This is a genomic window from Agromyces sp. NPDC058064 (assembly GCF_042885275.1).
Taxonomy (GTDB): Bacteria; Actinomycetota; Actinomycetes; order Actinomycetales; family Microbacteriaceae; genus Agromyces.
The window spans coordinates 623,368-646,028 of the sequence record NZ_JBHVSE010000002.1; the positions used below are offsets into that span (position 1 = coordinate 623,368).

Below are 22,661 nucleotides of genomic sequence, written 5' to 3' on the forward strand. Positions count from 1 at the left end.
ATTCGGTAGCGGCGCGCAGAAGACCCCGCCGGCGAGCGGCGGGGCCTGATCCGACGATGCGCGGGCGGGCGTCAGCCCGCCGAGCCCTGCTCCTCGCGCAGGCGCGGCTCGACCCGCTGCTCGGGGCGCACCCCCGCCTTGTCGGCGTAGAACGCGCGGATGACGTACATGTCGGCGGCGACGTCGCCGGTGAGCTCGATGGTCGGGCCGAGGCCCGTCGTCATCGTGGTGCGGTCGACGTAGCCCAGGGTGACCGGCATGCCGGTCTCGCGGGCGATGCGGTAGAAGCCCGACTTCCAGTACTCGTGCGCGCCGCGCGTGCCGTCGGGGGTGACGACCAGTCCGAACACCTCGCCCGCGCGGATGCGCTCGACGACCTCGCCGACGACGCGGCTTGGGTCGGCGCGATCGACGGGGATGCCGCCGAGTCCGCGCATGATCGGGCCGCGCCAGCCGGTGAACAGGCTCTTCTTGCCGAGCCAGCGCACGTCGATGCCGAGCCGCCAGGCGATGGCGAGCATGAGCACGAAGTCCCAGTTCGAGGTGTGCGGGGCTCCGACGAGCACCGAAGGGCGCTTCGGGGCTGGCTCGCCCGCGAGGGTCCACCGGCTGAGAGCCCAGTAGACACCGGAGACGAGGCGACGCAGCATGCGGCAACCGTATGCGATCGCATATGTCTGGGTCGGTATGCGTCACGGCGGTCGCGAGGCCGGCGTCGAATGCAGCAGGATGTCTCGGATGAGCAACCCTGTCACCGTGCACCTCCGCTACGAGATCGACCCCGACAAGATCGCCGAGTTCCGCGAGTACGGCGAGCGCTGGATCCGGCTCGTGAACCGGCTCGGGGGCGCGCACCACGGCTACTTCCTGCCGAGCGAGGGCGACAGCGACGAGGCCTTCGCGCTGTTCACGTTCCCGTCGCTCGCCGCCTACGAGCAGTACCGCCTCGCGTCGGCCGAGGACGCCGAGTGCCTCGAGGCGTTCCGCTTCGCCGTCGAGACGAAGTGCATCCGCCGATACGAGCGCCGCTTCCTCGCGCCCGTCTTCGAGTAGGCGATGCTCCCAGCGCGTGCTGGCTAGGGTTGCCAGGTGACTGCAGCACTCGTGGCCCAGGGACTCGCGGGCGGATACGCCCACCGCACGCTGTTCGACGACCTCGACCTCACGGTCGCACCGGGCGACGTCGTCGGCGTCGTCGGCGCGAACGGCGCGGGCAAGTCGACGCTCCTCGGGATCCTCGGCGGTGCCGTCGCGCCGCTCGCCGGCACGGTCTCGCTCGCCCCCTCCGACGCCTTCGTCGGCTGGCTGCCGCAGGAGCACGAGCGGGTCGAGGGCGAGACGATCGCGCAGTACGTGGCCCGGCGCACGGGGTGCGCCGAGGCATCCGCCCGCCTGGATGCCGCGGCCGAGCTGCTCGCGCTCGCCGAGCCGCCGGCCGGGGTCGACCCCGGCGAGGAGTACTCGGTCGCCCTCGAACGCTGGCTCGCCTCCGGGGCGGCCGATCTCGACGAACGGCTGCCCGCGGTGCTCGCCGAGCTCGGGCTCGCGTCGGGCACCGGGACGGGCGACGGCGAGTCGGCCGTCACCCCCGACTCGCTCATGACCGGGCTCTCGGGCGGCCAGGCCGCCCGCGTCGGCCTCGCGGCGCTCATCTGCTCGCGATTCGACCTCGTGCTGCTCGACGAGCCCACCAACGACCTCGACCTCGACGGGCTCGCCCGGCTCGAGTCGTTCGTCGCGGGGCTCCGCGGCGGGGTCGTGCTCGTCAGCCACGACCGCGAGTTCCTCGCCCGCACCGTGACGAAGGTGCTCGAGCTCGACCTCGCCCAGCACTCGAACCGGCTCTACGGCGGCGGCTACGACGCCTACCTCGAGGAGCGCGAGACCGTCCGCCGGCACGCGCGCGAGGACTACGAGGAGTTCGCCGCGAAGAAGGCCGACCTCGTCTCCCGCGCGCGCGTGCAGCGCGAGTGGTCGAGCCAGGGCGTGCGCAACGCCATGAAGAAGTCGCCCGACAACGACAAGATCCGTCGCAAGGCGTCGATGGAGTCGAGCGAGAAGCAGGCGCAGAAGGTGCGCCAGATGGAGAGCCGCATCGCGCGCCTCGAGGAGGTCGAGGAACCGCGGAAGGAGTGGAAGCTCGAGTTCACGATCGGGCAGGCACCCCGCTCGTCGTCGGTCGTCGCGACCCTCGACGCCGCCTCGGTCACCCGGGGCGACTTCACGCTCGGGCCCGTGACGCTGCAGGTGCAGGCGGGCGACCGCATCGGCATCACGGGCCCGAACGGCGCCGGCAAGTCGACCCTGCTCGGGATGCTGCTCGGCCGCATCGCCCCCGACGGCGGGCGCGCGAGCCTCGGCTCCTCGGTCGCGATCGGCGAGATCGACCAGGCCCGCTCGCAGCTGGCGGGCCGTGCAGCGCTCGCCGACGCGTTCGAGGCGCTCGTGCCCGAACTGAGCTCGGGCGAGGTGCGCACCCTGCTCGCCAAGTTCGGGCTCAAGGCCGACCACGTGCTGCGCCCGGTCGACGACCTCTCGCCCGGCGAACGGACCCGGGCGGGCATGGCCCTGCTCCAGGCGCGCGGCGTCAACGTGCTCGTGCTCGACGAGCCCACCAATCACCTCGACCTGCCGGCCATCGAGCAGCTCGAGCAGGCGCTCGACGGCTACGAGGGCACCCTCCTGCTCGTGACGCACGACCGCCGGATGCTCGAGCACGTGCGGCTGGACCGGCGCTGGAACGTCGTCGGCGGGCGGGTCGCCGAGGCGTGACGGGCGCGGTCGAGCACGGCGCAGCGGTGCGGGAGAATGGACGGATGTCCCACACCGCCGCCCCCGCTCGTGACGGCTTCCTCGCGCTCGCGGAGTCGAAGTACGTACTCCTCACGACCTTCCGTCGCACCGGTGCCGCCGTCCACACCCCGGTCTGGGTGGTCCGCGACGGCGAGCGGCTGCTCGTGACGACCGTGGCCGACTCGGGCAAGGTCAAGCGGCTCGCGCACACCGCACGGGTGCAGCTCGTGGCATCCGATGTGCGCGGAGGGCTCGACGACGGCGCGGTCGCATTCGAGGCGACTGCTCGCGTCGACGACGGCGACGCGGTTCGCGAGGTGCTCGACGCGGCACTCACGGCGAAGTACGGCGACCGGTACCGCGAGATCCGCGCCGCGCGCGAGGCACGCCTGCCGGGTTCGCGCTCGACCGCGCTCGTCATCGAGTTCGCCGAGGGGGCGTCGCTCGGCTGAGTCGCGGGGCTGACGCCGTCGGCGGGGTGTGCGAGCATGTGCGCATGCCCGAGTCACCGGAAGTGCAGGCACTGGCGGAGGAGCTCGACGCCCGGCTCACGGGCCGAGCGCTCACCGGCGTCGACGTCGTCGAGTTCCGCATCGAGAAGACGCGCGGCAGACCGCCCGAGTCGCTCGTCGGCGAGCACGTGACCGCCGTCGAACGGCACGGCAAGCTCATCGACCTCGTGTTCGGGGCCGCGGGCCGCCTCGTCGTCTCGCTCGGCCGGCACGGCTGGGCGCGCTGGGCCGAGGCCGGCGAGCCCTCCGACGCCGGCCTCGCGTCGGGCGCCGCGCCAGGAGGCGCCGCCGACGCGCCGCCGCCGACGCTCGCGACGCTCTCGTTCGGCGACGGCGCCGACCGCGTCGATCTCGAGCTCACCGACGCGGGCGACTGGGTCTCCCTCGGCGTCTGGGTCGTCGACGACGCCTTCGCGGTGCCGGCGGTCGCGAAGCTCGGACCCGATCCCGCTGATCCGGCCTTCACCCGGGCGGACTTCGACGCGGCCGTGGTGGGGCGGCGCAAGCAGACGAAGGCGATCCTGCAGGAGCAGGAGTCCCTCGCGGGCATCGGCAACGCCTACTCCGACGAGATACTGCACGCGGCGAAGGCCTCGCCGGTCGCCCATGCGGCACGACTCGACGAGGCCGCGCTCGACGCGCTCTTCACCGCGACGGTCGGCGTGGTCGGGGCGGCGATCGACGCACGCCGGGGCATCCCGATCGATCGCCTGAAGGCCGAGAAGGTCGCCGCCATGCGCGTGCACGGGCGCGCCGGCGAGGCGTGCCCGGTCTGCGGCGACACCGTGCGCGAGTTCTCGTTCGCGAGCACGACCGCCGAGTACTGCCCGACGTGTCAGACGGGCGGAGAGGTGCTGCCGCTGCGGTCGGGCGAGACGTGATCCGCCGACGCGTCGCCGAGCCGCGTCACGATTCGATCCCGTCGTGGCAGACGACGTCGAGCGGCCAGCCGTAGTCGTATTCGTCGTTGCCGAACACGATCGGGACGGTCTCGCCGGCCTCGATGTCGTAGAACCGGTCGGACTCGACGAGGTCGGGCTCGAGCTGGTCCTCCGTCGTCGCGAAGGCGTACGACACCGTCATGATCGCGCACGACGCCTCGGGGATGACCGCGGCCTCCCAGCACCCGAGCTCGTATTCGATCGGGCAGTCGCTCGTGTACCGGCCGTCCCAGTACAGCTCGAGCGCCGCCGGGAAGGAGAACATCGTCTCCCGGGCCGTGTAGTGGTCGACGTCGGGATCGTCGGACGAGGCCCCCTCCGACGATTCGGCGAACGTGGACAGGCGCTCGCCGAGCGCCACTGCGCCGTACACGACTCCCACCATGAGCGCGACGAGCAGCACCACGCCCGCGGCGATGCCGACGATCCAGCCGGCGCCGAGCCGTCGGCGCCGTTCCGGGGCTCGGGGGGTCGTGGTGGCGGGGGCTGCCGAGCCGGCGGTGACGGCGGCGGCCCAGGCGGAGGGCCCGGCACCCGGCTGGACGGCGACGGGGACGGCGCCCGGGCCCGCGACCGGCGCCCATGGGTGCGACGGTGCGGGCGACGGCGCCGAGGGTGCCGCGGGTTGCGTCGCCGGCTCGACCGGAGGCGGCTGCAGCGCCGCCGGCGTCCCCGCCTCCGCGAGCAGCGCCGCACGCGCGGCGTCGAGGGTCGACATCCAGCCGACGGCGGCGGCGCGCTGGTCGCGGTCGGCGTAGCGCGACGGGTGACGCTCCCACACTGCGGCTCGATGCGCCGCATCGACCTGCCCGGCGGTCGGTGTCGAGCCGGGAGGGAGGCGCAGGACGGCGCGTGCGGTGATCGGGTCCACGAACGTGATCATAGGCCCGCGCGGTGCCGACGCAGGCGCGGCCGGGTCGAGCGCTCAGGCGGCCGCGAGGGGCACCCCGCCGACGCGCACCCGGCTGATCGCCTCGGGCGCCGCGGTGAACCGGCCCGCGTGGCCCTCGGGAGTGACGTACTGCACGCGGATGCCGCGACCCACGCGGGCGACCTTGGTCACCTCGTAGGCGCGATCGGCCGCGCTGACGAGCACGTCGCCCACTCGCAGTTCGCGCGTCTGCCGCAGTTCGATGACCTCCATACTGAGAGTGTCTCAGCACCCACCGACACGCTCGGCGCCCCGATGCCCCGGAGCGGGAGGTCTCAGCCGAGCTTCGCGGCGAGCGACGCCTCGTCGGGCACGAACCACACCTGCGCGCCGCGATTCGACTCCCAGACGAAGTCGCGCAGCGCGGTGCTCGCGTCGACGTGCTCGGCGATGTCGCCGACGACCGCGAGCCGAAGGCGGTAGTTCTCGAGCGTCCGGGTGAGCTCGCCCGCGACACCGCTCGAGAGGTCGAAGAACGCGGGGTCGAGCCGTTCGACGGGGATCGCGACGACCGTGGCCGAACGGGCCCACGCGCCGCCGACGAGATCCGCCGCGTCGTCGGCCGTCGAGACGACGGGGCCGTCGGCCGCCAGGACCAGCACGCGGGTGCCGTTCTTCTCGTCGATGCGCATGGCTCGACCCTAACCCGGGCACCCGGGCGGCGCATCCGTGCGGTGGAATCGCCCGTGACCCGGGCGTCGCGGGCCCGAACCCGCCGGTGCGGCGGGCGACGCGACGCGTCGCGCGCGGGATACGCAGCCGCGCGGCCCGGTGTCAACCCGTTGAGGGTGCGCGAGCGGCCCGCCTACCGTTGAACCGACGGCGCGTCGCGATCCGCACGCGTCGAGCGACATCATTCCGAGGAGGACCCCATGGGAACCGAAGACCGGATGGGCAACGCCGCCGAGCGCATGACGGGCAAGGCGAAGGAGGGCATCGGCAAGCTGACCGACAATGAGCGGCTCGAGGCCGAGGGCAAGGCCGATCAGGTCAAGGCCGACGTCAAGGACGCCGGTGAGAAGGTCAAGGACGCGGTCGACGACGCGACGAACTGATCGCCGGCACCCCGGCCGATTGCGGAAGGAGCCATCATGAGCATCGGACTCGGAATCCTGCTCGTGGCCATCGGGGCCGTCCTCACCTACGCCCTGAACGTCACGGTCGACTGGATCGATCTCGATCTCGTCGGCATGATCCTGATGATCGCGGGGGCGGTCGTCACGGTCCTCGGCATCGTGTTTGCGGTGCGCCGTCGACGGAGCGTGTCGGAGACCCGAGCGGTCACCGACCCCGTCGCCGGCGAGCGAGTCACTCGCACCGAGGATCGCGTCGCACCTCCTGAGGTGTGACGCGGGGGAGACGGGCGGATGCCACGGGGGAGACTCCGTGGCATTCGCCTCGTCGTGGCGCTTCCGGCGAACTTCGTCGGCGCGTGCAAGACTCGCGGCATCGGTGACACAGACAGGGCGTGAGGATCGCGAGTGCCAGTGCCGCCGCCGACGACGACGTGACCGAGGGGGTGGCGATGACCGCGCCCCCCGACGACCCCGGCGCGGGCGGCGAGCCCGGCGCGGGCGAGCGCACCGCCGAGACCGCGTGGTTCACCGCCGTCGTGCGTGAGCACGACCGGGCGATCGTGCGCTACTTCGCCCGACGCGGCCCCCGGCAGGACGCCGAGGACCTCGCCGCCGAGGTCTTCGCGACCGCCTGGCGCCGGCGCGACGACGTGCCCCGCGATGCCGTGCTGCCGTGGCTCTACCGGACGGCGGGGTTCACCCTCGCGAACCACCGCAGGAAGCTCGTCGACCTGCCGGTCGACGAGGTCCCCGAGTCGGGGGCCGCTCGCGTCGCCGACGATCCCGAGCTGAGCGTGCTGTTCGACGCGGAGCTGCGCGGCGCCCTCGAGAGCGTCGGCGAACGCGATCGGCGCATCCTGCTCCTGCACGCCTGGGAGGGCCTCGACGGCGCCGAGCTCGCCGCGGTCCTCGGCATCTCGCGCTCGGGCGCCGACGCGGCGCTCTCACGCGCCCGCAAGCGGCTGCGCGAGGCCTGGGGCGACCGGCTCACCTTCTGATCCGTCCGGCCGGCGGTGCAAGGTTCCGGATGCCGCCGACACATCCTCTTCAGAAGCACGCGTCTCCCCTTCAGAAGCACGCGTCGGCACAGCACCCACGGAGGCGATCGAGATGAACCGCGAACACGACGACGAGACCCCGCGCGAGGACGGCGTCGGAGCCGCCGCCGAGGGCGAGCGCCACGACGGGGCGGCGACCGAGCCGCAGGACGATCCGGTCGCGCGGCTTCGGGCCGCCGACCCGGCCGCCGACGTCGAGCCCCGCCCCGGGTTCGCCGACGAGGTGGTCGCCCGCGCGGCGGCCGAGGGCGGATCGCCTTCGGCCGAGGCGCCCGGTGCCCCGGCCCAGACCGCGCCGGTCGCCGACCTCGGCGCCGAGCGCGCACGGCGCCGGCCCCGATGGCTGCCGATCGCGGCGGCAGCGGCCTCGGTCGCGATCGTCGGCGCCGCGGGCTTCTGGCTCGGTGGCGCGACGAGCACCGCGAACGTCGCGTCGACCGCCGCTCCGCCGATCTCGCTCCAGGGCGCCGGCGGCAGCGGCTCGGCGGCGACCGAGGATGCGGCGGGCGCTCCCGAGATGGCGGTCGGCGCCGACCAGAAGATGATGGGCGGCGGCGTGGCCGACTCGATGTACCCGTACGGCTGGGGGCGCCACGTCTTCAGCAGCTCGGGACTCTCCGAGGAGGAGGGCGCGGCCGCCGGCTACGCGTACGACTCCGGCGCGGCCGACACCGTCGATCGGATCGCCGCGCTCGCCGCCGAACTCGGCATCGAGGGCGAGGTCGAGCTGCGCGACGGCAGCTGGATCGTCGGCCCGCCCGACGGGACCGGACCGATGCTCTCGGTCGGCCTCGACGGTGCGCTCGGATTCTGGTTCAACGACCCGATCGCGAACCCGTGGAACTGCGGCGCTGTGCCGTTCGCCGGCGAGACGACCGAGAGCTCCGAGCCCGTCGCCCCGGTCGAGCCGTGCGAGCCCACCGGCACCGCACCGGGCGAGGCGGCGGCGATCGACGCCCTGCGCTCCCTCATCGCGGCCTCGGGCGCCGATCCCGACGGCTTCGAGTACTCCTCCGAGACGTGGGAGGGTTCGCCGACCCGCTACGCGCAGGCCTGGCCCGTCGTCGACGGGCAGCGGCTCGACCAGGCGTGGTCGCTCGAGCTCTCCGAGCAGGGCACCGTCAACGCCTCGGGTTCCCTCGCGGCGATCGTCGCGATCGGCGACTACCCGATCGTGAGCGAGCAGGAGGCCTTCGAGCGGCTCTCCGACATCCGCTTCGGTGCCCAGATGACGGCGATGCCGCTCGCGCTCCGCGAGGGCGAACCCGTCACCGAGGAGTGGGTGCCGCCGACCGCACCGCCCGCCACCCCGGGCGAGGGCGCCTCGGTCTCCTGGCCCGTCGACGACGTCGAGATCGTCGACGCCCGGCTCGGACTCACCACCCAGTGGCAGCCCGACGGCAGCGTGCTCGTGGTGCCCGCGTACGAGTTCACCGATGCGGAGGGCGGAACCTGGTCGGTCATCGCGGTGGCCGACTCGGCGCTCGACTTCTCCGCCGAGTAGGGGACTCGGCGGAAGGGGCGTCCGCGCCGGGTGCGGTGGCACCCGGCGCGTGCGTTCGTCGGCGGTCGGTGACAGGATGCCACTGTGCCCGAGCTTCCCGAAGTGCAGGCGCTCGCCGCGTTCCTCGACGAGCGGGCGACCGGCCACGCCTTCGCCTCGCTCAGGGTCGCGGCCATCTCGGCGCTGAAGACCTTCGACCCGCCCCTGTCCGCCCTCGAGGGCGCCCGCATCGACGGCGCGCGGCGGCACGGCAAGTTCGTCGACCTCGAGGCGGCCGGGCTCCACCTCGTGTTCCACCTCGCCCGCGCGGGCTGGCTGCGCTGGTACGACGAGCTGCCGTCGACCCCCGTGAAGCCCGGCCGTTCGCCGCTCGCGCTGCGGGTGAGGCTCGACGACGGCTCGGGGTTCGACCTCACCGAGGCCGGCACCAAGAAGTCGCTCGCCGTGTACGTCGTGCGAAGCCCGTCCGACGTGCCCGGCATCGCCCGCCTCGGCCCCGATCCGACGGCCGCCGACTTCACGCTCGACGACTTCGCGGGAGTCCTCGCAGGCCGGCGCACCCAGATCAAGGGGCTCCTGCGCGACCAGTCGGTGTTCGCCGGCATCGGCAACGCCTACTCCGACGAGATCCTGCACGCGGCGAAGCTCTCGCCGTACCTCCTCGCCGCGAAGCTCTCGCCCGAACAGCTCGAGGCGCTCTACCGCGCGATGCGCGACACCCTCGCCGAGGCGGTGGCCGTGGCATCCGGGCGCCCGCCGGCCGAGCTGAAGGACGCCAAGCGTCGTGCGATGCGCGTGCACGGGCGCACCGGCGAGACCTGCGAGGTGTGCGGCGACACCATCAGGCAGGTGATCTTCGCCGATTCCACGTTCCAGTACTGCCCCGGCTGCCAGACCGGCGGCAAGCCGCTCGCCGACCGGGTGCTCTCCCGACTCGTGAAATGACGGTGCCGGCTGCGAAGCTGGGGTGATGACGACTTCCGAGGTGACGTGGCCCCGCCCTGCCGGCCCGCTCGAGCTCCGGCTGCCGACGCCCGAACTGCTCGACGAGGTGCTCGTCTGGCGCAACGACCCCGAGGTGACGCGGTGGCTGCTCCGCACCGTCGTCGAGCCCGAGACGTTCGCGAAGACGTGGCTCGACGGCATCGACGACCCGCTCGACCACTCGGCGATCGCGGTGCGGGGCGGCGAGGTCGTCGGCACCGGTTCGCTCTGGCTGACCGACGCGATGGGGCAGACCCACGGCGACCCCGTGAACTACGTGCGCGCCGAGGCCGGACTCGGGTACGGCATCGCCCCCGCGCACGCCGGCCGCGGCTATGCGACCCACATCGCACGATCCCTGCTCGACCTGGCCTTCGGCGAGCTCGGCGTGCACCGGGTCACCGCGGGCTGCTACGCCGACAACATCGGCTCGTGGCGCGTCATGGAGAAGCTCGGCATGCGCCGCGAGCAGCACGGCGTGCGCGACTCCTGGCACGCCGAGCTCGGCTGGATCGACGGGTACACCTACGCGATCCTCGCCGACGAGTGGCGGGCGCGGCGGTCCGCGCCCGACGCGCCGTGACCGGCGCCGCGCCGTATCCGCTCACCACCGAGCGGCTGCGGCTCACCCCGTTCACCCGTGCCGAGCTCGACGAGGTGCACGCGATCTACGGCGACCCCGGTACCTGGCGGCACCTGCCCAGCGGCCGGCACGGCGATCTCGCCGAGACCGTCGCCATGCTCGACCGATCGGCGACGAGCTGGCGCACGGCCGGCATCGGCACGTGGGTGGTGCGCCGAAGCGAGGCCGAGGCACGACGCGCCGGGGCGAGCCCCGAGGCGGTGATCGGCACCGCCGCCGCCACGGCGCTCGACTCGGGGGTGCTCAATCTCGGGTACCGGTTCGCCCCCTCGGCATGGGGTGCTGGCTACGCCACCGAGGCGGCGGGGGCCGCGGTCGCCGCCGCCGGTGCACGGGCGCCCGGGGTGCCCGTCACCGCGCGGGTGCTGGTCGGCAACCCGGCGTCGATCCGGGTGCTCGAGCGGCTGGGCCTCGAGCTGCGCTGGAGCGGCGGCGACCCCGCCGCAGCCCTCCCGGCGCCGGGCGATGCGGGCGGCACGCTGGCGCTCGCCCGACGCATCTACGCCGACCGCCCGCTCGACGAGCAGCAGCTGCGCGCGCTCATCGCGCTGGGTTGACCGACACGATCCCGACGGCGGCAGTCATGGACCTCGCAGCGAAGCTCCTCACCACTCGGTGGGTCGTGCGCGCGCCCATTCCGCTGTTCCGCGCAGGCCTCGGCTTCCTCTTCGGCGGCCGGCTGCTCATGATCGAGCACCGCGGGCGCGTCAGCGGTGCCCGCCGGTACGTCGTCGTCGAGGCGGTCGAGCACGAGGCATCCGACCGCATCATCGTCGCCTCGGGCTTCGGCCCGAGGGCCGAGTGGTACCGCAACCTGCTCGCCGAACCGCGCTGCGGGGTCAGCGTCGGCGCCCGTCGACGCGTGCCGGCGCGCGCCGAGGCGCTCGCGCCCGACGAGAGCCGCCGGTTCCTCGCCCGCTACGCCGAGGCGCATCCCGCGGCGTTCGCCGCGCTGCGGCGCTCGATCGTCGACGCGACGGGCGAGCCCGACCCCGAGATCCCGATGGTCAGGCTGCACCTCCGGCCGTCGCGGTGACGCCGCGGCCCTGCGCGCCCGCCTGACGAGCGCGCCCGACCGCCTCGCCGGCCCCGTGGTCGTCGAGCACGCCGTCGTGGAGCACGCCGTCGACGAGCCGCTCGAGCGTCGCGAGCCCGTCGATCGAGAGCACCGACTCGAGGTGGCCCTGCACCGAGGCGACGCCGCGCCCGCGGAGCGCGTGCACCACGCCGGTGCCGGGTTCGGCGGCGATCTCGAGTCCGCGGCGCGGCGTCGCCCGATGGCCGGCGTCGAACGCCGAGAAGGTGTTGTAGTAGCCGACCGCCGCAGGCGCCCCGAAGACGTCGATCGTCCGCTGCATGCCCTGCTGCGGCGTGGCGAGCGGGGCGATCGCGAGCCCCGAGAGCCGCGCGAGCACCTGGTGGCTCAGGCACACCGCGAGCAACGGTGCGCCCTGCCCGAGCCGCGCGGCGATCAGTTCGTGCAGCCGGACCATCCGCGGGTCGGCGGCATCGCGCGGGTCGCCCGGCCCCGGGCCGAAGACCACGAGCTCCTCCTCCGCGGCGGTCGGCGCCTCGTGCCACGGCACGATCCGGGCGTCGAGCCCGAGGTGCCGCAGCTGGTGCGCGAGCATCGTGGTGAAGTCGTCGCCGGCGTCGACGACGAGCGCGCGCACGCCGCGGGGCGCTGCGGCCGGTTGCGGGGTGCTCCAGAACGCGGCGAGACGCGCGTTGCGGGCGTCGAGCAGCGGGTGCGACGCGGATGCCTCGGCGACCGGCCCGCTCGGGGGCGTCGCCGCCGTGGCATCCTGCCGGGGGATCGCGCCGATCGCCGTGAGCACCCCGGCCGCCTTCGCGTGGGTCTCGGCGACCTCGCCGTCGGGGTCCGAGTGTCGCACGAGCGTCGCTCCGACCGGCACCCGCACCGTGCCCGAGCCGTCGAGGTACGCCGTGCGGATGAGGATCGGCGCGTCGAGGTCGTAGCCCGCGGCGGTCGGCGTGAAGCGCGCGAGGACTCCGGCGTAGTAGCCGCGCGGGGTCGCCTCGTGGCGGGCGATCACGGTGCAGGCGTTGCCCATGGGCGAGCCGGTGACGGTGGGTGCGAACATCGTGCGGCGCAGCACCTCGCGGGGGTCGAGGGAGCTTCGCCCCTCGAGCAGGTACTCGGTGTGCGTGAGGCGCGACATCCGCTTCAGGAACGGACCGCGGATGCGGCCGCCGTCCGGGCAGACCGCGCTCATCATCTTGAGCTCCTCGTCGACGACCATGACGAGTTCCTCGCGCTCCTTCACGTCGCCGAGGAACGCCTCGAGCGCGTCGGCGTCGGGCGGGCCGTCGAGGTGCCGGAAGGTGCCGCTGATCGGGTTCATCGAGACCAGGCCGCCGACCTGGCTCACGTGCCGCTCCGGCGTCGCGCCGGCGGCGGAGAGCCCGGGCGTGTGCACCGCGAACGTCCAGAACGCGCCGCGCTCGTGCTCCAGGAGCGCCCGAAGCCAGCCGAGCACCGTGCGGGCGGGCGGCGTGGCGGTGGTGCCGGTGAACTCGCGCCGGATCACGAAGTTGGCGCCCTCGCCGCGCCCGATCTCGTCGGCGATGACCCGGCGCACGGTGGCCGCGTACTCGGCGTCGGGGACGTCGACCGCGAGGTCGCCGACGACGACGGGGTGCCCGGGAAGCAGGTCGATCGCGACGTCGACCGGAAGGGTCTCGCATTCGCGCACCACGAGGCAGCGGAGCGGAGCCCCGTCGTCGAGGGCGTCGAAGCCGCGCTCGCGCACCTGGCGGAAGGGCACCAGGGCGAGCACCTCGGCCCCGTCGAGCGGGATGTCGGCGAGGTGCGCCACGTCGACGACCTCGCCCACGAGGACGTCGAGCGCCGCCTCCCGCTCGCGGCGGATCACGGCGAAGGGCGGGGGCTCGCTCGCGGCGAGCAGCGTGGACAGCAGCGTCATGGTCATCTCCGGTCGGGCCTTCGGGAGGACCCTCCGCAGAGACGCGAAACGACCGCCCTCGGGCGGTCGTCGTACGTCGAAACGCGTGGCCGCCTAAGAGGCGGGCCACCGGTTGCGGTTCGACGCGGTCATGCCGAGCACACTACGGCATGGGGTCCGCGCGCGCCAACGCGCCGTCGCGCTACGATCCGGGGATGCCCGCCGCCGATCCCGCCGATCCCGCCGATCCCGCCGCCGTCTCCACCGACGCCTCCGGGAACGAGGCGCTCGTCGCGCGGCTGCGCGCCGCGGGCTGCGTCTTCGCCGAGGACGAGGCGGCCCTGCTGGTCGCCGCGAGCCGCGACCCCGCGCGCGTGGAGGAGCTGGTCGCGCGTCGCACCGCGGGCGAACCGCTCGAGGCGCTGCTCGGCTGGGCGGAGTTCGCGGGGCTCCGCCTCGACGTCGAACCCGGGGTCTTCGTGCCCCGGCACCGCACCGAGGCCCTGGCCGTCGAGGCCGCACGTCGTGCGGTGCGCGCGACCGAGCGCAACGGCAGCCCCGCCGTGGTGGTCGACCTCTGCTGCGGCGTCGGCGCGATCGGCGCCGTCGTGGCCGACACCGCCGCGCCCGTCGTGCTGCTCGCCGCCGACGTCGATCCCGCCGCGGTCCGCGCCGCACGGCGCAACCTCGAACCTCGCGGCGCACGCGTCTTCGAAGGCGACCTCTACGACGCCCTGCCCGCGGAGTTCGCCGGCCGGGTCGACGTGCTCGCCGTCAACGCCCCGTACGTGCCGAGCGGGGAGATCGCGTTCATGCCCCCCGAGGCGCGCGACCACGAGGCCCGCATCGCTCTCGACGGCGGCGCGGACGGGCTCGACGTGCACCGCCGGGTCGCGGCATCCGCCGTTCGCTGGCTCGCCCCGGGCGGCAGCCTCGTCATCGAGACGAGCGAGCACCAGGCCGGGGCGGCCGCACGCCTCATGGGCGATGCCGGCCTCGAGGCCCTCGTGGTCGCTGACGACGACGCGACCCTCGTGATCGGCACCCGGCCGTCGGCGTGAGCGGCGGTCGTCCGTCGGCGTGAGCGGCAGCCGTCCGTCAGCGCGATCGCGCTGCTGCGAGGAGCCGCGCGACCTCCTCGTCCTCCGTCTGCCTGAAGTCGACGTAGTGCATGCCGACGGCCATGAATCCGGGCGGCGCGAACAGGCAGACCACGTCGTCGATCTCGGGCAGCAGGCCGAGCTCGACGACGCTCTCGGGCGAGGCGACCGGGGTCGCCACGACGAGGCGGGCGGGGTTCCGTGCGCGTGCCACCCGGCAGGCGACCCGCATCGTCGCCCCGGTGGCGATGCCGTCGTCGACGAGGATCGCGGTCCTGCCTGCGAGGGCGACCGGCGCAGCACCGCCCCGGAACCGTGCGACCCGCGCCTCGAGCTCGGCGCGCTCGCGGGCCTCGATCGCCGCGAGCTCACCGCGGGAGAGGCGGGCGAGCGCGAGCACCTCGTCATTGAGCACCCGGGCGCCGGCCTCGCCGATCGCGCCCATCGCGAGCTCGGGTCGACCGGGCATGCCGAGCTTCCGCACGACGAGCACGTCGAGCGGGGCGCCGAGCGCCGCCGCGACGGGCGCGGCGACCGGGACGCCGCCGCGCGGGAGCCCGAGCACGACCGGGGGCGGCGCGGTCTCGTCGAGCGCGGCGAGGAACCGATCGGCGAGCGCCGCGCCGGCGTCATGGCGATTCGCGAACGCGTTCATGGGGGTGGTCGGGATGCCTCGTGGCCGCCCATCCTCCTTCCGGACTAGTCCTCCGGGCGGGGAGCGTCAACCCCCTGCCGGACGGCCCGCCCCTCCATGGGCCCGGTCGCGAGAAGTCGAGCGGAGTTCGCGTTCGCAGCGACGTCGCCTACACTGAGGCAAATCCTTCCCCGACCGGGGAACCCGAACAAGGATTCAGCGGGCCCCCGATCCCGCTTGCTTGGAGAGCCCGTGGGACGTCATACCGTCGCGGCGCCGGTGAAGAAGCCGCGCCGCAATCTCGTCATGTCGATCATCGGCGCGGTCGCCGTGGTCGGTGTCGTCGGATCGGGGGTCTTCCTCTGGGTCGGCGGTCACCTCGATCCGCTGCTCGCCACCGCCGACATCGGATGCACCGAACCCGAGCAGCTCGTCGTCGTGGCCGACCGTTCGATCGCACCGGCGCTCGCCGACATCGCCGACACCTTCGACCGCAAGTCGGGCGAGTGCGTCACGACCGAGGTCACCGCACAGGACTCGGCCGACACCGCGGCCGTGCTCGCCTCGGGCGGTCTCGACGCCGATGCGTGGGTGCCCGAGTCGAGCGTCTGGCTCGACCGCATGAACGCGACCGCCGCCTCGCTCGGCCAGACCGCGCCCGAGGTCGACCCGCGCGACTCGATCGCCTCGACGCCCGTCGTGTTCGCCGCCGCCGCGACCGACGCGACGGACCTCGCGAGCGAACCGGTCAGCTGGTCGCGCGTCCTCGGCGGTGCGCTGCCCGCGATCCTGCCCGACCCCGAGGCCTCAGCGGCGAGCCTCGCGGGGCTGCTCGCCCTGCGGGGGCACTCCTCAGCGGAGGATCCCCGCCAGTTCGCGGGCGCGATGATCGCCCTCGGCAAGTCGATCCCCGCGTCGACGAGCGCGGCGTTCAGCGCCCTCGGCGCCGGCGACACGCCCTCGGTCGTCATCACGACCGAGGCGCAGGTCGCCGCCTACAACAGCGAGGAGCCGCCCGAGCCGCTCGTCGCCGCGTACCCGGCCGACGGCACGCTCGCGCTCGACTACCCCTTCGTGCGGATCGCCGCGACGCCCGCGGGCGAGGCGGAGGACGACGCGGCCGCCGCCGAGGGCGAGGAGCCCGCCGACGAGGGCGACGGCGAACCGGCGAAGACGAAGGCCGAGCTGCTCGACGCCTTCGAGGCCGCCGTGCGCGACGCCGCGACGCCGCTCGCGAAGGCCGGGTTCCGTGCCGCGGACGGCAGCGGGCTGCTCGACCTGCCCGGTGTCGGCGCCGAGGGCCCCGCCGCCGAACCCGCCGCCGACGCGGCGACGCAGCTCGAGATCCTGCGCGCCTGGGGCGTGCTGACGCTGCGCTCGCGCATGCTCGCCGTCATCGACGTGTCGGGCTCGATGGAGGAGCCGGCCGAGAACGGCCTGCGCCGCATCGACATCTTCCAGCAGGCGGCGCTCGGCGCGATGCAGAAGTTCTCGGGCGAGGTCGAGCTCGGCGTCTGGGTCTTCTCGACCGCGCGCAACGGCGAACTCGACTACGAGGACCTCTCTCCGATCGCGCCGCTCGCGGACGCCGCGCACACGCAGCAGATCGCAGGCGTGATCCAGTCGCTGCCTGCACGACTCGGCGGCGCGACCGGGCTCTACGACACGACCCTCGCCGCCGTGAAGCGGGTGCGCGAGACGTACGACCCCGAGAAGGTCAACTCGGTGCTGCTCATCACCGACGGCAAGAACGAGGACGAGAACGGCATCTCGCTCGACGCGCTCCTCGCCGAGCTGAAGAAGATCGACGACCCCACGAAGCCGGTTCCCGTCATCATGATCGGGTTCGGCCCCGACACCGACCTCGCGGCGATGAAGCAGATCGCCCAGGCGACGCAGGGCGCCGCCTACTCGGCGTCGAAGCCGGGCGACCTCAGCACGGTGCTCGTCGACGCGCTCTCGCAGCGCTCCTGCCGGCCGAACTGCGGCTAGCGCGGAGCGTGCGGAGACGATCCCGCCGCGCACGACGAAACGGCCCGGGCGTTCGCGCCCGGGCCGTTTCGTGTTCGCGAGCGGCTAGTGGCCGACCGGCGCGCCGTGCTCCATGTCGGCGGGCTTGCGCACGAAGAACGCGCCCACGACCGCGACGAGCGAGATGATCGCCCCCACGAGGAACGCCGCGCGGATGCCCGCGGCCTCGGCCGCGACCGCCGGCGAGCCGGCCGCCGCGACGGTCGCGGTGCGCGAGGTCATCACGGTGATGAACAGCGCCGTGCCCGCCGCGCCCGCGACCTGCTGGATCGTGCCGAGGATCGCCGAGCCGTGCGAGTAGAAGCGCGGCTCGACCGAGCCGAGCGCCGAGGTGAACAGCGGGGTGAAGGTGAACGCGAGGGCCGTCGACATGACGACGTGCGCGATGAGCACGAGCCAGGCGGGCGTCGACTCGTTGACGAGCGTGAGGCTCCACAGCACCGCCGAGACCCCGATGGCACCGGGCACCAGCAGCGGCGTGGGGCCGAAGCGGTCGAAGAGCCGGCCGACCGTCGGGCCGAAGAGGCCCATGATGAGCCCGCCCGGAAGCAGCAGGAGACCGGTCATGAGCGGCTCGAGCCCGAGGACGTTCTGCAGGTAGATCGGCAGCAGGATGATGGTGCCGAAGAGGGCGGCCATCATCACCGTCATGAGTCCGATCGAGATCGCGAAGTTGCGCGAGCCGAAGGTGCGGAGGTCGAGCAGCGCGCGGTCGCTGCGCTGCAGCACCAGCTGGCGCAGGATGAATGCGGCGATGCCGGCGACGCCCACCCCGATCGACACCCACATGGCGGTCTGGTCGGTGGCCGAGCCGCCGCTCACGACGCCGCCGACGAGGCTCAGGCCGTAGACGAGCCCGCCGAAGCCGAGCGCCGAGAGCACGACCGAGAAGGCGTCGATGGGCAGCTCGCGGGTCTCGCTGACGTTCTCGACGCGGCGGATGCCGATGACGAGCATGACGAGCGCGATGGGCAGCACGAGCCAGAACATGTACCGCCACGACAGGAACGTCAGGATGACGCCCGAGATCGTGGGGCCGATGGCCGGGGCGACCGACATCACGATCGAGACCCGGCCCATGAAACGGCCGCGGTCGGCGGGAGCCACGAGGGTCATGAGCGTCGTCATGAGCAGCGGCATCATGATCGCGGTGCCGGTCGCCTGCACGACGCGGGCGCCGAGCAGCACCTCGAAGCCGGGGGCGAGCGCGGCGAGGAGCGTGCCGGCCGAGAACAGGCTCATCGCGAGGATGAACACCGGTCGGGTCGGGATGCGCTGGAGCAGGAAGCCCGTGATCGGGATGACGACGGCCATCGTCAGCATGAACGCGGTGGTGAGCCACTGGGCCTGCGACAGCGTGATGTCGAGATCGGTGACGAGGTGCGGGATCGCGACGCCCATGATCGTCTCGTTGAGGAAGACGACGAAGGTGGCGGCGAGCAGCAGCCAGATGACGCGCGAGTTGCGCGCGCCGTGCGCGGGCTGGTGGGCGACGACCGCCGCGTCCTGGGCGGCGGCGTCGGCGGTGATGGCCGGGGTCGAGGCGGTCGAGGGGTCGAGGTCGGATACGGCGCGTTCGGTCACAGCAGTGAGTCCAATCGAGATCGGCGCGGGCGCGCCGGAGTCAGGCGTCGAAACGTGAGATTGTCGAATAGGTGGGTCAACCCGCGAGGTGCGACGCGCTATTCCCGGATGCCGAGATCGATCGGAATGCATGGAACGCGGCCGCCGCGGCGACCGCGTTCACGAGGAGATGCGGGGTCGCGGATTACGGCGCGGGCGCCGGGCCGTCGGTCGGCGTCGGACGCGGCAGCCAGCCTTCGAGCAGCTGCTCTTCGGGGGCCAGCTCGTTCTCGATGCGGCGGTCGCGGGCGGCGTCGTCGGCGGCGGGAGTGGAATCGCTCATGTCGCCACGATACCGCGCACCGCCGACACCGCCCGGAGGACGGCGCCCGCGGCATCCTCGATCTCGCCCGCCGTCGTCGACGAGCCGAGCGTGAAGCGGACGGCCGTCTGCGCGAGCTCGGCGGGCACGCCGATCGCGGTGAGCACGTGCGACGGCTCGTCGCTGCCCGCAGCGCACGCCGAGCCGCTCGAGCAGACGACGCCGTCGCGCTCGAGCTCGAGCAGCACGGCCTCGCCGCTCGTGCCCGGGAAGACGAACGACACGGTGCCGGGCAGCCGCCGTGCCGGATCACCGGTGAGCCGCGCCTCGGGCACCTCGGCGAGCACGCGGTCCGCGAGGCGGGCGCCGAGCGCGCCGACGCGTGCGGAGGCCGCGGCGCGCTCGGCCTCGGCGATCCGCAGCGCCGTGGCGAAGGCGACCGCGCCCGCGACGTTCTCGGTGCCCGATCGGCGCCCGCGCTCCTGCCCGCCGCCGTGCAGCACCGCCTCGATCGGCAGCCGTCCGCGCACGACGAGCGCGCCCGTGCCCTTCGGCGCGCCGACCTTGTGGCCCGCGAGCGAGAGCGCGTCGACGCCGAGCGCGTCGAGCCCCAGCGGCAGCCACCCGGCGGCCTGCACGGCGTCGCTGTGCATCAGGGCGCCGTGCCCGTGCGCGAGCGCCGCGAGCTCGGCCACGGGCTGCACGGTGCCGATCTCGTTGTTCGCGAGCTGCACCGAGACGAGCGCGGTGTCGGGCCGCAGCACGGCGGCCAGGGCCGCGGGCGACACGAGCCCCGCGGCATCCACCGCGACCTCGGAGACCTCGAAGCCGTGATGCCGCACGAGGTACGCGGCCGACTCGAGCACGGCCTCGTGCTCGATCGGCGAGACGACGAGGTGCCGTCCGCGCGGCGACGCCAGTGCGAGGCCCTTCACGGCGAGGTTGTCGGCCTCGGTGCCGCCGCTCGTGAACACGACGTCGCCCGGCCTGGCCCCGACCGCCTCGGCGACGGCGAGGCGCGCGGCGGCGAGCGCGCGCGAGGCCTCGTCGCCGAGCCCGTGGCGGCTCGACGGGTTGCCGAAGGCCCCGGTCAGGAACGGCCACATCGCCTCGAGCGCCTCGCGGCGCACGGGCGTCGTCGCCGCGTGGTCGAGGAAGATCACGGTTGCCCCGCGGGAGCGGCGACGGATCCGGCGGGCGGGGCGTCGGCCGGGGCGACGGCGGGTGCGGCGACCGCGGCGACCGCGGGCGCCTCGACGACGACGTCGAGCCCGAGGTCGAGCGAGCGCACCGAATGGGTCAGCGCGCCGACCGAGATCACGTCGACCCCGGTCGCGGCGATCGCGGCGACCGTGTCGAGCGAGACGCCGCCCGAGGCCTCCACGATCGCGCGGCCCGCGATGAGGGCGACGCCGTCGACGAGCTCGTCGGTCGTGAAGTTGTCGAGCATGATCGTGTCGGCACCGCCGGCGAGCACCGCCTCGATCTGGTCGATGCGGTCGACCTCGACCTCGAGGTGGGCGGTGTGGGGCATCCGGTCGCGCGCCGCGCGGAGCGCCTCGGCGAGGTCGGTGCCGTCGGCCGTGAGCACGGCGAGGTGGTTGTCCTTCGCCATGATCGCGTCGGAGAGCGAGCGCCGGTGGTTGCGCCCGCCGCCGTCGCGCACGGCCTGCCGCTCGAGGCTGCGGAGGCCCGGCGTCGTCTTGCGGGTGTCGACGATGCGGGCGCGGGTGCCGGCCGCCTCGGCGACGTAGCGCGCCGTCAGGGTCGCGATGCCCGACATGCGCTGCACGAGGTTGAGGCCCACGCGTTCGGCGCGCAGGATGCCCCGCGCAGGCCCCTGCACGCGCGCGAGCACCTGCCCGGCGGCGAAGGGCTCGCCGTCGGCGGCGAGCGGCTCGACCGCGATGCCCGCGTCGACGAGCCGGAACGCCGCGGCGAACACCTCGATGCCGCTGAGCACGCCCGGCTCGCGGGCGACGAGCTCGGCCGTCGCGGTCGCCGCCTGCGGGATCAGCGTCTCGCTCGTGAGGTCGCCCCACGGGGCGTCCTCGTCGAGGGCCATCGTCACGATGCGGTCGATCTCACGGGCTTCGGTCATCAGGCGGCCTCCAGTTCGGGAGCGGGTTCGGCGGATGCGGGCGCGGCATCGGTGCGGAAGTGGGCCCCGACGCTCTCGCGTCGTGCGAGGGCGGCGGCCACCGTGAGCCGGGCGAGGTCGAGCAGGTTCCGGTCTTCCGCCGACCGGCGGTCGACGGGTTCGGGCGCGCGCCAGGCGTCGAGCTGCTCGGATGCCGCGCGCAGCCCCCGCTCGTCGCGCTCGAGCCCGACCTGCTCCCACATGAGCTCCTGCAGGGCCGAGCGATCGACCCGGCTGCCGCTGCTCGTGCAGGAGAAATGCTCTGGCACGCGCTGCGGCGTGCTCCCGGTGCATTTCTCCTGCACGAGCCGCATCGAGGCCGGGGACTCGGCGATCGCGCGCGCCGCCCGCTCGGCGAATACCGCCGCCTCGAGCAGCGAGTTCGAGGCGAGGCGGTTGGCGCCGTGCACGCCGGTGCGGGCGCACTCGCCGACGGCGAAGAGGCCGGGCAGGCTCGCACGGCCGTCGAGGTCGGCGGCGATGCCGCCCATCGCGTAGTGCGCGGCGGGCGTCACCGGCACCGGCTCGCGGCTCCAGTCGAACCCGGCGTCGCGCACCACCCGGTCGAGGCCGGGGAACCGCTCGGCGAGGAACGCCCCGCCGAGCGCGGTCGCATCGAGGCGCACGGGCTCGCCGCCCTGCGCGGCCATGCGGCGCCAGACGGCGCGGGCGACGACGTCGCGCGGGGCGAGCTCGCCGTCGGGATGCACGTCGGCCATGAACCGCCGGCCCGCGCGATCGCGGAGCACCGCGCCCTCGCCCCGAACGGCCTCGGAGAGGAGCGGGGTGCCGGGCGCGGCGAGCGCCGTGGGGTGGAACTGCGTGAACTCGAGGTCGGCGACCGCCGCACCCGCCCGCCAGGCGGCGGCGACGCCGTCGCCCGTCGCGACGTCGGGGTTGGTGGTGTGCCGGTAGAGGCGCCCGCTGCCGCCGGTCGCGAGCACGACCGCGTCGGCACGGCGTTCGACGATCGCGCCGTGCTCGTCGAGGAGGCGCGCGCCGACGACGGCGGGGCGACCGTCGGTGCCCGTCTCGACGAGGAGGTCGAGCAGCATCGTGCGCTCGTCGATGCGCACCGCGCGTCGCCGCACGGTGCCGACGAGTGCCGCCTCGATCGCGGCCCCGGTCGCGTCGCCGCCGGCGTGCACGATCCGGGCCCGCGAGTGCGCCGCCTCGAGCCCGCGCTCCAGGCCCGAGTCGCCGCGGTCGAAGGCGACCCCGAAGCGGATGAGGTCGCGCACCCGTGCCGGCCCCTCGTCGCAGAGCACCCGCACGGCCTCGGGGTCGGCGAGCCCTGCGCCCGCGGCGAGCGTGTCGGCGACGTGCCTCGCGGCCGAGTCGTCGGGGAAGAGGGCCGCGGCGATGCCGCCCTGCGCGTACCTCGTGTTCGTCTCCGCGAGCTCCGTCTTCGTGACGAGCTCGACCGAGCAGCCGGCATCGGCCGAGCGGACCGCGGCCCAGAGGCCCGCGATGCCGCCGCCGATGACGAGCACGCGCGTCAT

Annotated in this window: 25 protein-coding genes; 14 read left to right on the top strand and 11 right to left on the bottom strand. The window is 74.1% G+C overall.

Going from position 1 to position 22,661, the window contains the following annotated elements; translation table 11 throughout:
* Positions 1 to 71: 71 nt before the first annotated feature.
* A complete protein-coding gene (locus ACFVSL_RS08810) occupies positions 72 to 650 on the bottom strand; it encodes a 1-acyl-sn-glycerol-3-phosphate acyltransferase (protein ID WP_386940261.1) in 579 nt (192 codons plus the stop codon).
* A gap of 88 nt (positions 651 to 738) precedes the next feature.
* Between ACFVSL_RS08810 and ACFVSL_RS08815 the strand changes: the two genes are divergently transcribed.
* Genes ACFVSL_RS08815 through ACFVSL_RS08830 form a run of 4 tightly spaced genes read left to right on the top strand, consistent with a single transcriptional unit; the run spans position 739 to position 4,186 of the window.
* A complete protein-coding gene (locus ACFVSL_RS08815; protein ID WP_386940263.1) occupies positions 739 to 1,053 on the top strand; it encodes an NIPSNAP family protein in 315 nt (104 codons plus the stop codon).
* A 36-nt stretch (positions 1,054 to 1,089) separates the two neighbouring features.
* Positions 1,090 to 2,772, top strand: coding sequence for an ABC-F family ATP-binding cassette domain-containing protein (locus ACFVSL_RS08820; protein ID WP_386940265.1), 1,683 nt, complete (start codon positions 1,090 to 1,092; stop codon positions 2,770 to 2,772).
* 44 nt (positions 2,773 to 2,816) lie between these two features.
* Positions 2,817 to 3,245 carry a PPOX class F420-dependent oxidoreductase gene (locus ACFVSL_RS08825; RefSeq protein ID WP_386940267.1) on the top strand — a complete coding sequence of 143 codons (429 nt, stop codon included), beginning with the start codon at positions 2,817 to 2,819 and terminating at the stop codon, positions 3,243 to 3,245.
* A 44-nt stretch (positions 3,246 to 3,289) separates the two neighbouring features.
* Positions 3,290 to 4,186 (top strand): DNA-formamidopyrimidine glycosylase family protein, encoded by an 897-nt coding sequence (locus tag ACFVSL_RS08830; RefSeq protein ID WP_386940269.1) that lies wholly within the window; start codon positions 3,290 to 3,292, stop codon positions 4,184 to 4,186.
* 25 nt (positions 4,187 to 4,211) lie between these two features.
* Here the strand turns inward: ACFVSL_RS08830 and ACFVSL_RS08835 are convergent, their stop codons facing one another.
* The 3 genes from ACFVSL_RS08835 to ACFVSL_RS08845 form a co-directional block, all read right to left on the bottom strand.
* Complete coding sequence (locus tag ACFVSL_RS08835) at positions 4,212 to 5,117, bottom strand: hypothetical protein (protein ID WP_386940271.1); 906 nt, start codon at positions 5,115 to 5,117, stop codon at positions 4,212 to 4,214.
* A 54-nt stretch (positions 5,118 to 5,171) separates the two neighbouring features.
* Positions 5,172 to 5,390 (bottom strand): hypothetical protein, encoded by a 219-nt coding sequence (locus ACFVSL_RS08840; protein ID WP_386940272.1) that lies wholly within the window; start codon positions 5,388 to 5,390, stop codon positions 5,172 to 5,174.
* A gap of 62 nt (positions 5,391 to 5,452) precedes the next feature.
* Positions 5,453 to 5,809 carry a DUF4180 domain-containing protein gene (locus ACFVSL_RS08845; RefSeq protein ID WP_386940274.1) on the bottom strand — a complete coding sequence of 119 codons (357 nt, stop codon included), beginning with the start codon at positions 5,807 to 5,809 and terminating at the stop codon, positions 5,453 to 5,455.
* Positions 5,810 to 6,049: 240 nt separating this feature from the next.
* On the opposite strand from ACFVSL_RS08845, the gene ACFVSL_RS08850 reads away from it, so the two are divergent.
* The 8 genes from ACFVSL_RS08850 (at position 6,050) to ACFVSL_RS08885 (ending at position 11,478) form a co-directional block, all read left to right on the top strand.
* Positions 6,050 to 6,232 carry a CsbD family protein gene (locus ACFVSL_RS08850; protein WP_386940276.1) on the top strand — a complete coding sequence of 61 codons (183 nt, stop codon included), beginning with the start codon at positions 6,050 to 6,052 and terminating at the stop codon, positions 6,230 to 6,232.
* 36 nt (positions 6,233 to 6,268) lie between these two features.
* Positions 6,269 to 6,526 (top strand): DUF6458 family protein, encoded by a 258-nt coding sequence (locus ACFVSL_RS08855; RefSeq protein WP_386940277.1) that lies wholly within the window; start codon positions 6,269 to 6,271, stop codon positions 6,524 to 6,526.
* A 176-nt stretch (positions 6,527 to 6,702) separates the two neighbouring features.
* A complete protein-coding gene (locus ACFVSL_RS08860; protein WP_386940279.1) occupies positions 6,703 to 7,251 on the top strand; it encodes an RNA polymerase sigma factor in 549 nt (182 codons plus the stop codon).
* A gap of 112 nt (positions 7,252 to 7,363) precedes the next feature.
* A complete protein-coding gene (locus ACFVSL_RS08865) occupies positions 7,364 to 8,815 on the top strand; it encodes a hypothetical protein (RefSeq protein ID WP_386940280.1) in 1,452 nt (483 codons plus the stop codon).
* An 84-nt stretch (positions 8,816 to 8,899) separates the two neighbouring features.
* On the top strand, positions 8,900 to 9,760 hold the full coding sequence (locus tag ACFVSL_RS08870; protein WP_386940281.1) for an Fpg/Nei family DNA glycosylase: 861 nt from the start codon (positions 8,900 to 8,902) through the stop codon (positions 9,758 to 9,760).
* A 25-nt stretch (positions 9,761 to 9,785) separates the two neighbouring features.
* The gene (locus ACFVSL_RS08875) at positions 9,786 to 10,382 is read left to right on the top strand and encodes a GNAT family N-acetyltransferase (protein ID WP_386940283.1); all 597 of its coding nucleotides are present in this window, start codon (positions 9,786 to 9,788) and stop codon (positions 10,380 to 10,382) included.
* A complete protein-coding gene (locus ACFVSL_RS08880; RefSeq protein WP_386940284.1) occupies positions 10,379 to 10,999 on the top strand; it encodes a GNAT family N-acetyltransferase in 621 nt (206 codons plus the stop codon). Before ACFVSL_RS08875 ends, ACFVSL_RS08880 begins: the two co-directional genes overlap by 4 nt.
* A gap of 26 nt (positions 11,000 to 11,025) precedes the next feature.
* A complete protein-coding gene (locus ACFVSL_RS08885; protein WP_386940286.1) occupies positions 11,026 to 11,478 on the top strand; it encodes a nitroreductase family deazaflavin-dependent oxidoreductase in 453 nt (150 codons plus the stop codon).
* Here ACFVSL_RS08885 and ACFVSL_RS08890 read toward each other — a convergent pair.
* Positions 11,450 to 13,396 (bottom strand): chorismate-binding protein, encoded by a 1,947-nt coding sequence (locus ACFVSL_RS08890; RefSeq protein WP_386940288.1) that lies wholly within the window; start codon positions 13,394 to 13,396, stop codon positions 11,450 to 11,452. The two genes, ACFVSL_RS08885 and ACFVSL_RS08890, sit on opposite strands and share 29 nt — an antisense overlap.
* Positions 13,397 to 13,584: 188 nt before the next feature.
* On the opposite strand from ACFVSL_RS08890, the gene ACFVSL_RS08895 reads away from it, so the two are divergent.
* Positions 13,585 to 14,430, top strand: coding sequence for a putative protein N(5)-glutamine methyltransferase (locus tag ACFVSL_RS08895; protein ID WP_386940290.1), 846 nt, complete (start codon positions 13,585 to 13,587; stop codon positions 14,428 to 14,430).
* 37 nt (positions 14,431 to 14,467) lie between these two features.
* On the opposite strand, the gene ACFVSL_RS08900 is transcribed toward ACFVSL_RS08895, so the two are convergent.
* Positions 14,468 to 15,124, bottom strand: a complete 657-nt coding sequence (locus ACFVSL_RS08900) for a phosphoribosyltransferase (RefSeq protein ID WP_386940291.1) — start codon at positions 15,122 to 15,124, stop codon at positions 14,468 to 14,470.
* 231 nt (positions 15,125 to 15,355) lie between these two features.
* Between ACFVSL_RS08900 and ACFVSL_RS08905 the strand changes: the two genes are divergently transcribed.
* Positions 15,356 to 17,095, top strand: a complete 1,740-nt coding sequence (locus ACFVSL_RS08905) for a VWA domain-containing protein (protein WP_386940293.1) — start codon at positions 15,356 to 15,358, stop codon at positions 17,093 to 17,095.
* Positions 17,096 to 17,179: 84 nt separating this feature from the next.
* On the opposite strand, the gene ACFVSL_RS08910 is transcribed toward ACFVSL_RS08905, so the two are convergent.
* The 5 genes from ACFVSL_RS08910 to nadB form a co-directional block, all read right to left on the bottom strand.
* Positions 17,180 to 18,718, bottom strand: a complete 1,539-nt coding sequence (locus ACFVSL_RS08910) for a DHA2 family efflux MFS transporter permease subunit (protein ID WP_386940295.1) — start codon at positions 18,716 to 18,718, stop codon at positions 17,180 to 17,182.
* Positions 18,719 to 18,902: 184 nt separating this feature from the next.
* Entirely contained in the window at positions 18,903 to 19,040 is a 138-nt protein-coding gene (locus ACFVSL_RS08915) for a hypothetical protein (protein WP_386940296.1), read from the bottom strand.
* Positions 19,037 to 20,182 carry a cysteine desulfurase family protein gene (locus ACFVSL_RS08920; protein WP_386940297.1) on the bottom strand — a complete coding sequence of 382 codons (1,146 nt, stop codon included), beginning with the start codon at positions 20,180 to 20,182 and terminating at the stop codon, positions 19,037 to 19,039. The genes ACFVSL_RS08915 and ACFVSL_RS08920 overlap by 4 nt, the downstream gene beginning before the upstream one ends.
* Positions 20,179 to 21,120, bottom strand: a complete 942-nt coding sequence (nadC, locus tag ACFVSL_RS08925) for a carboxylating nicotinate-nucleotide diphosphorylase (protein ID WP_386940299.1) — start codon at positions 21,118 to 21,120, stop codon at positions 20,179 to 20,181. Before nadC ends, ACFVSL_RS08920 begins: the two co-directional genes overlap by 4 nt.
* Positions 21,120 to 22,661 (bottom strand): L-aspartate oxidase, encoded by a 1,542-nt coding sequence (gene nadB, locus ACFVSL_RS08930; RefSeq protein WP_386940301.1) that lies wholly within the window; start codon positions 22,659 to 22,661, stop codon positions 21,120 to 21,122. Before nadB ends, nadC begins: the two co-directional genes overlap by 1 nt.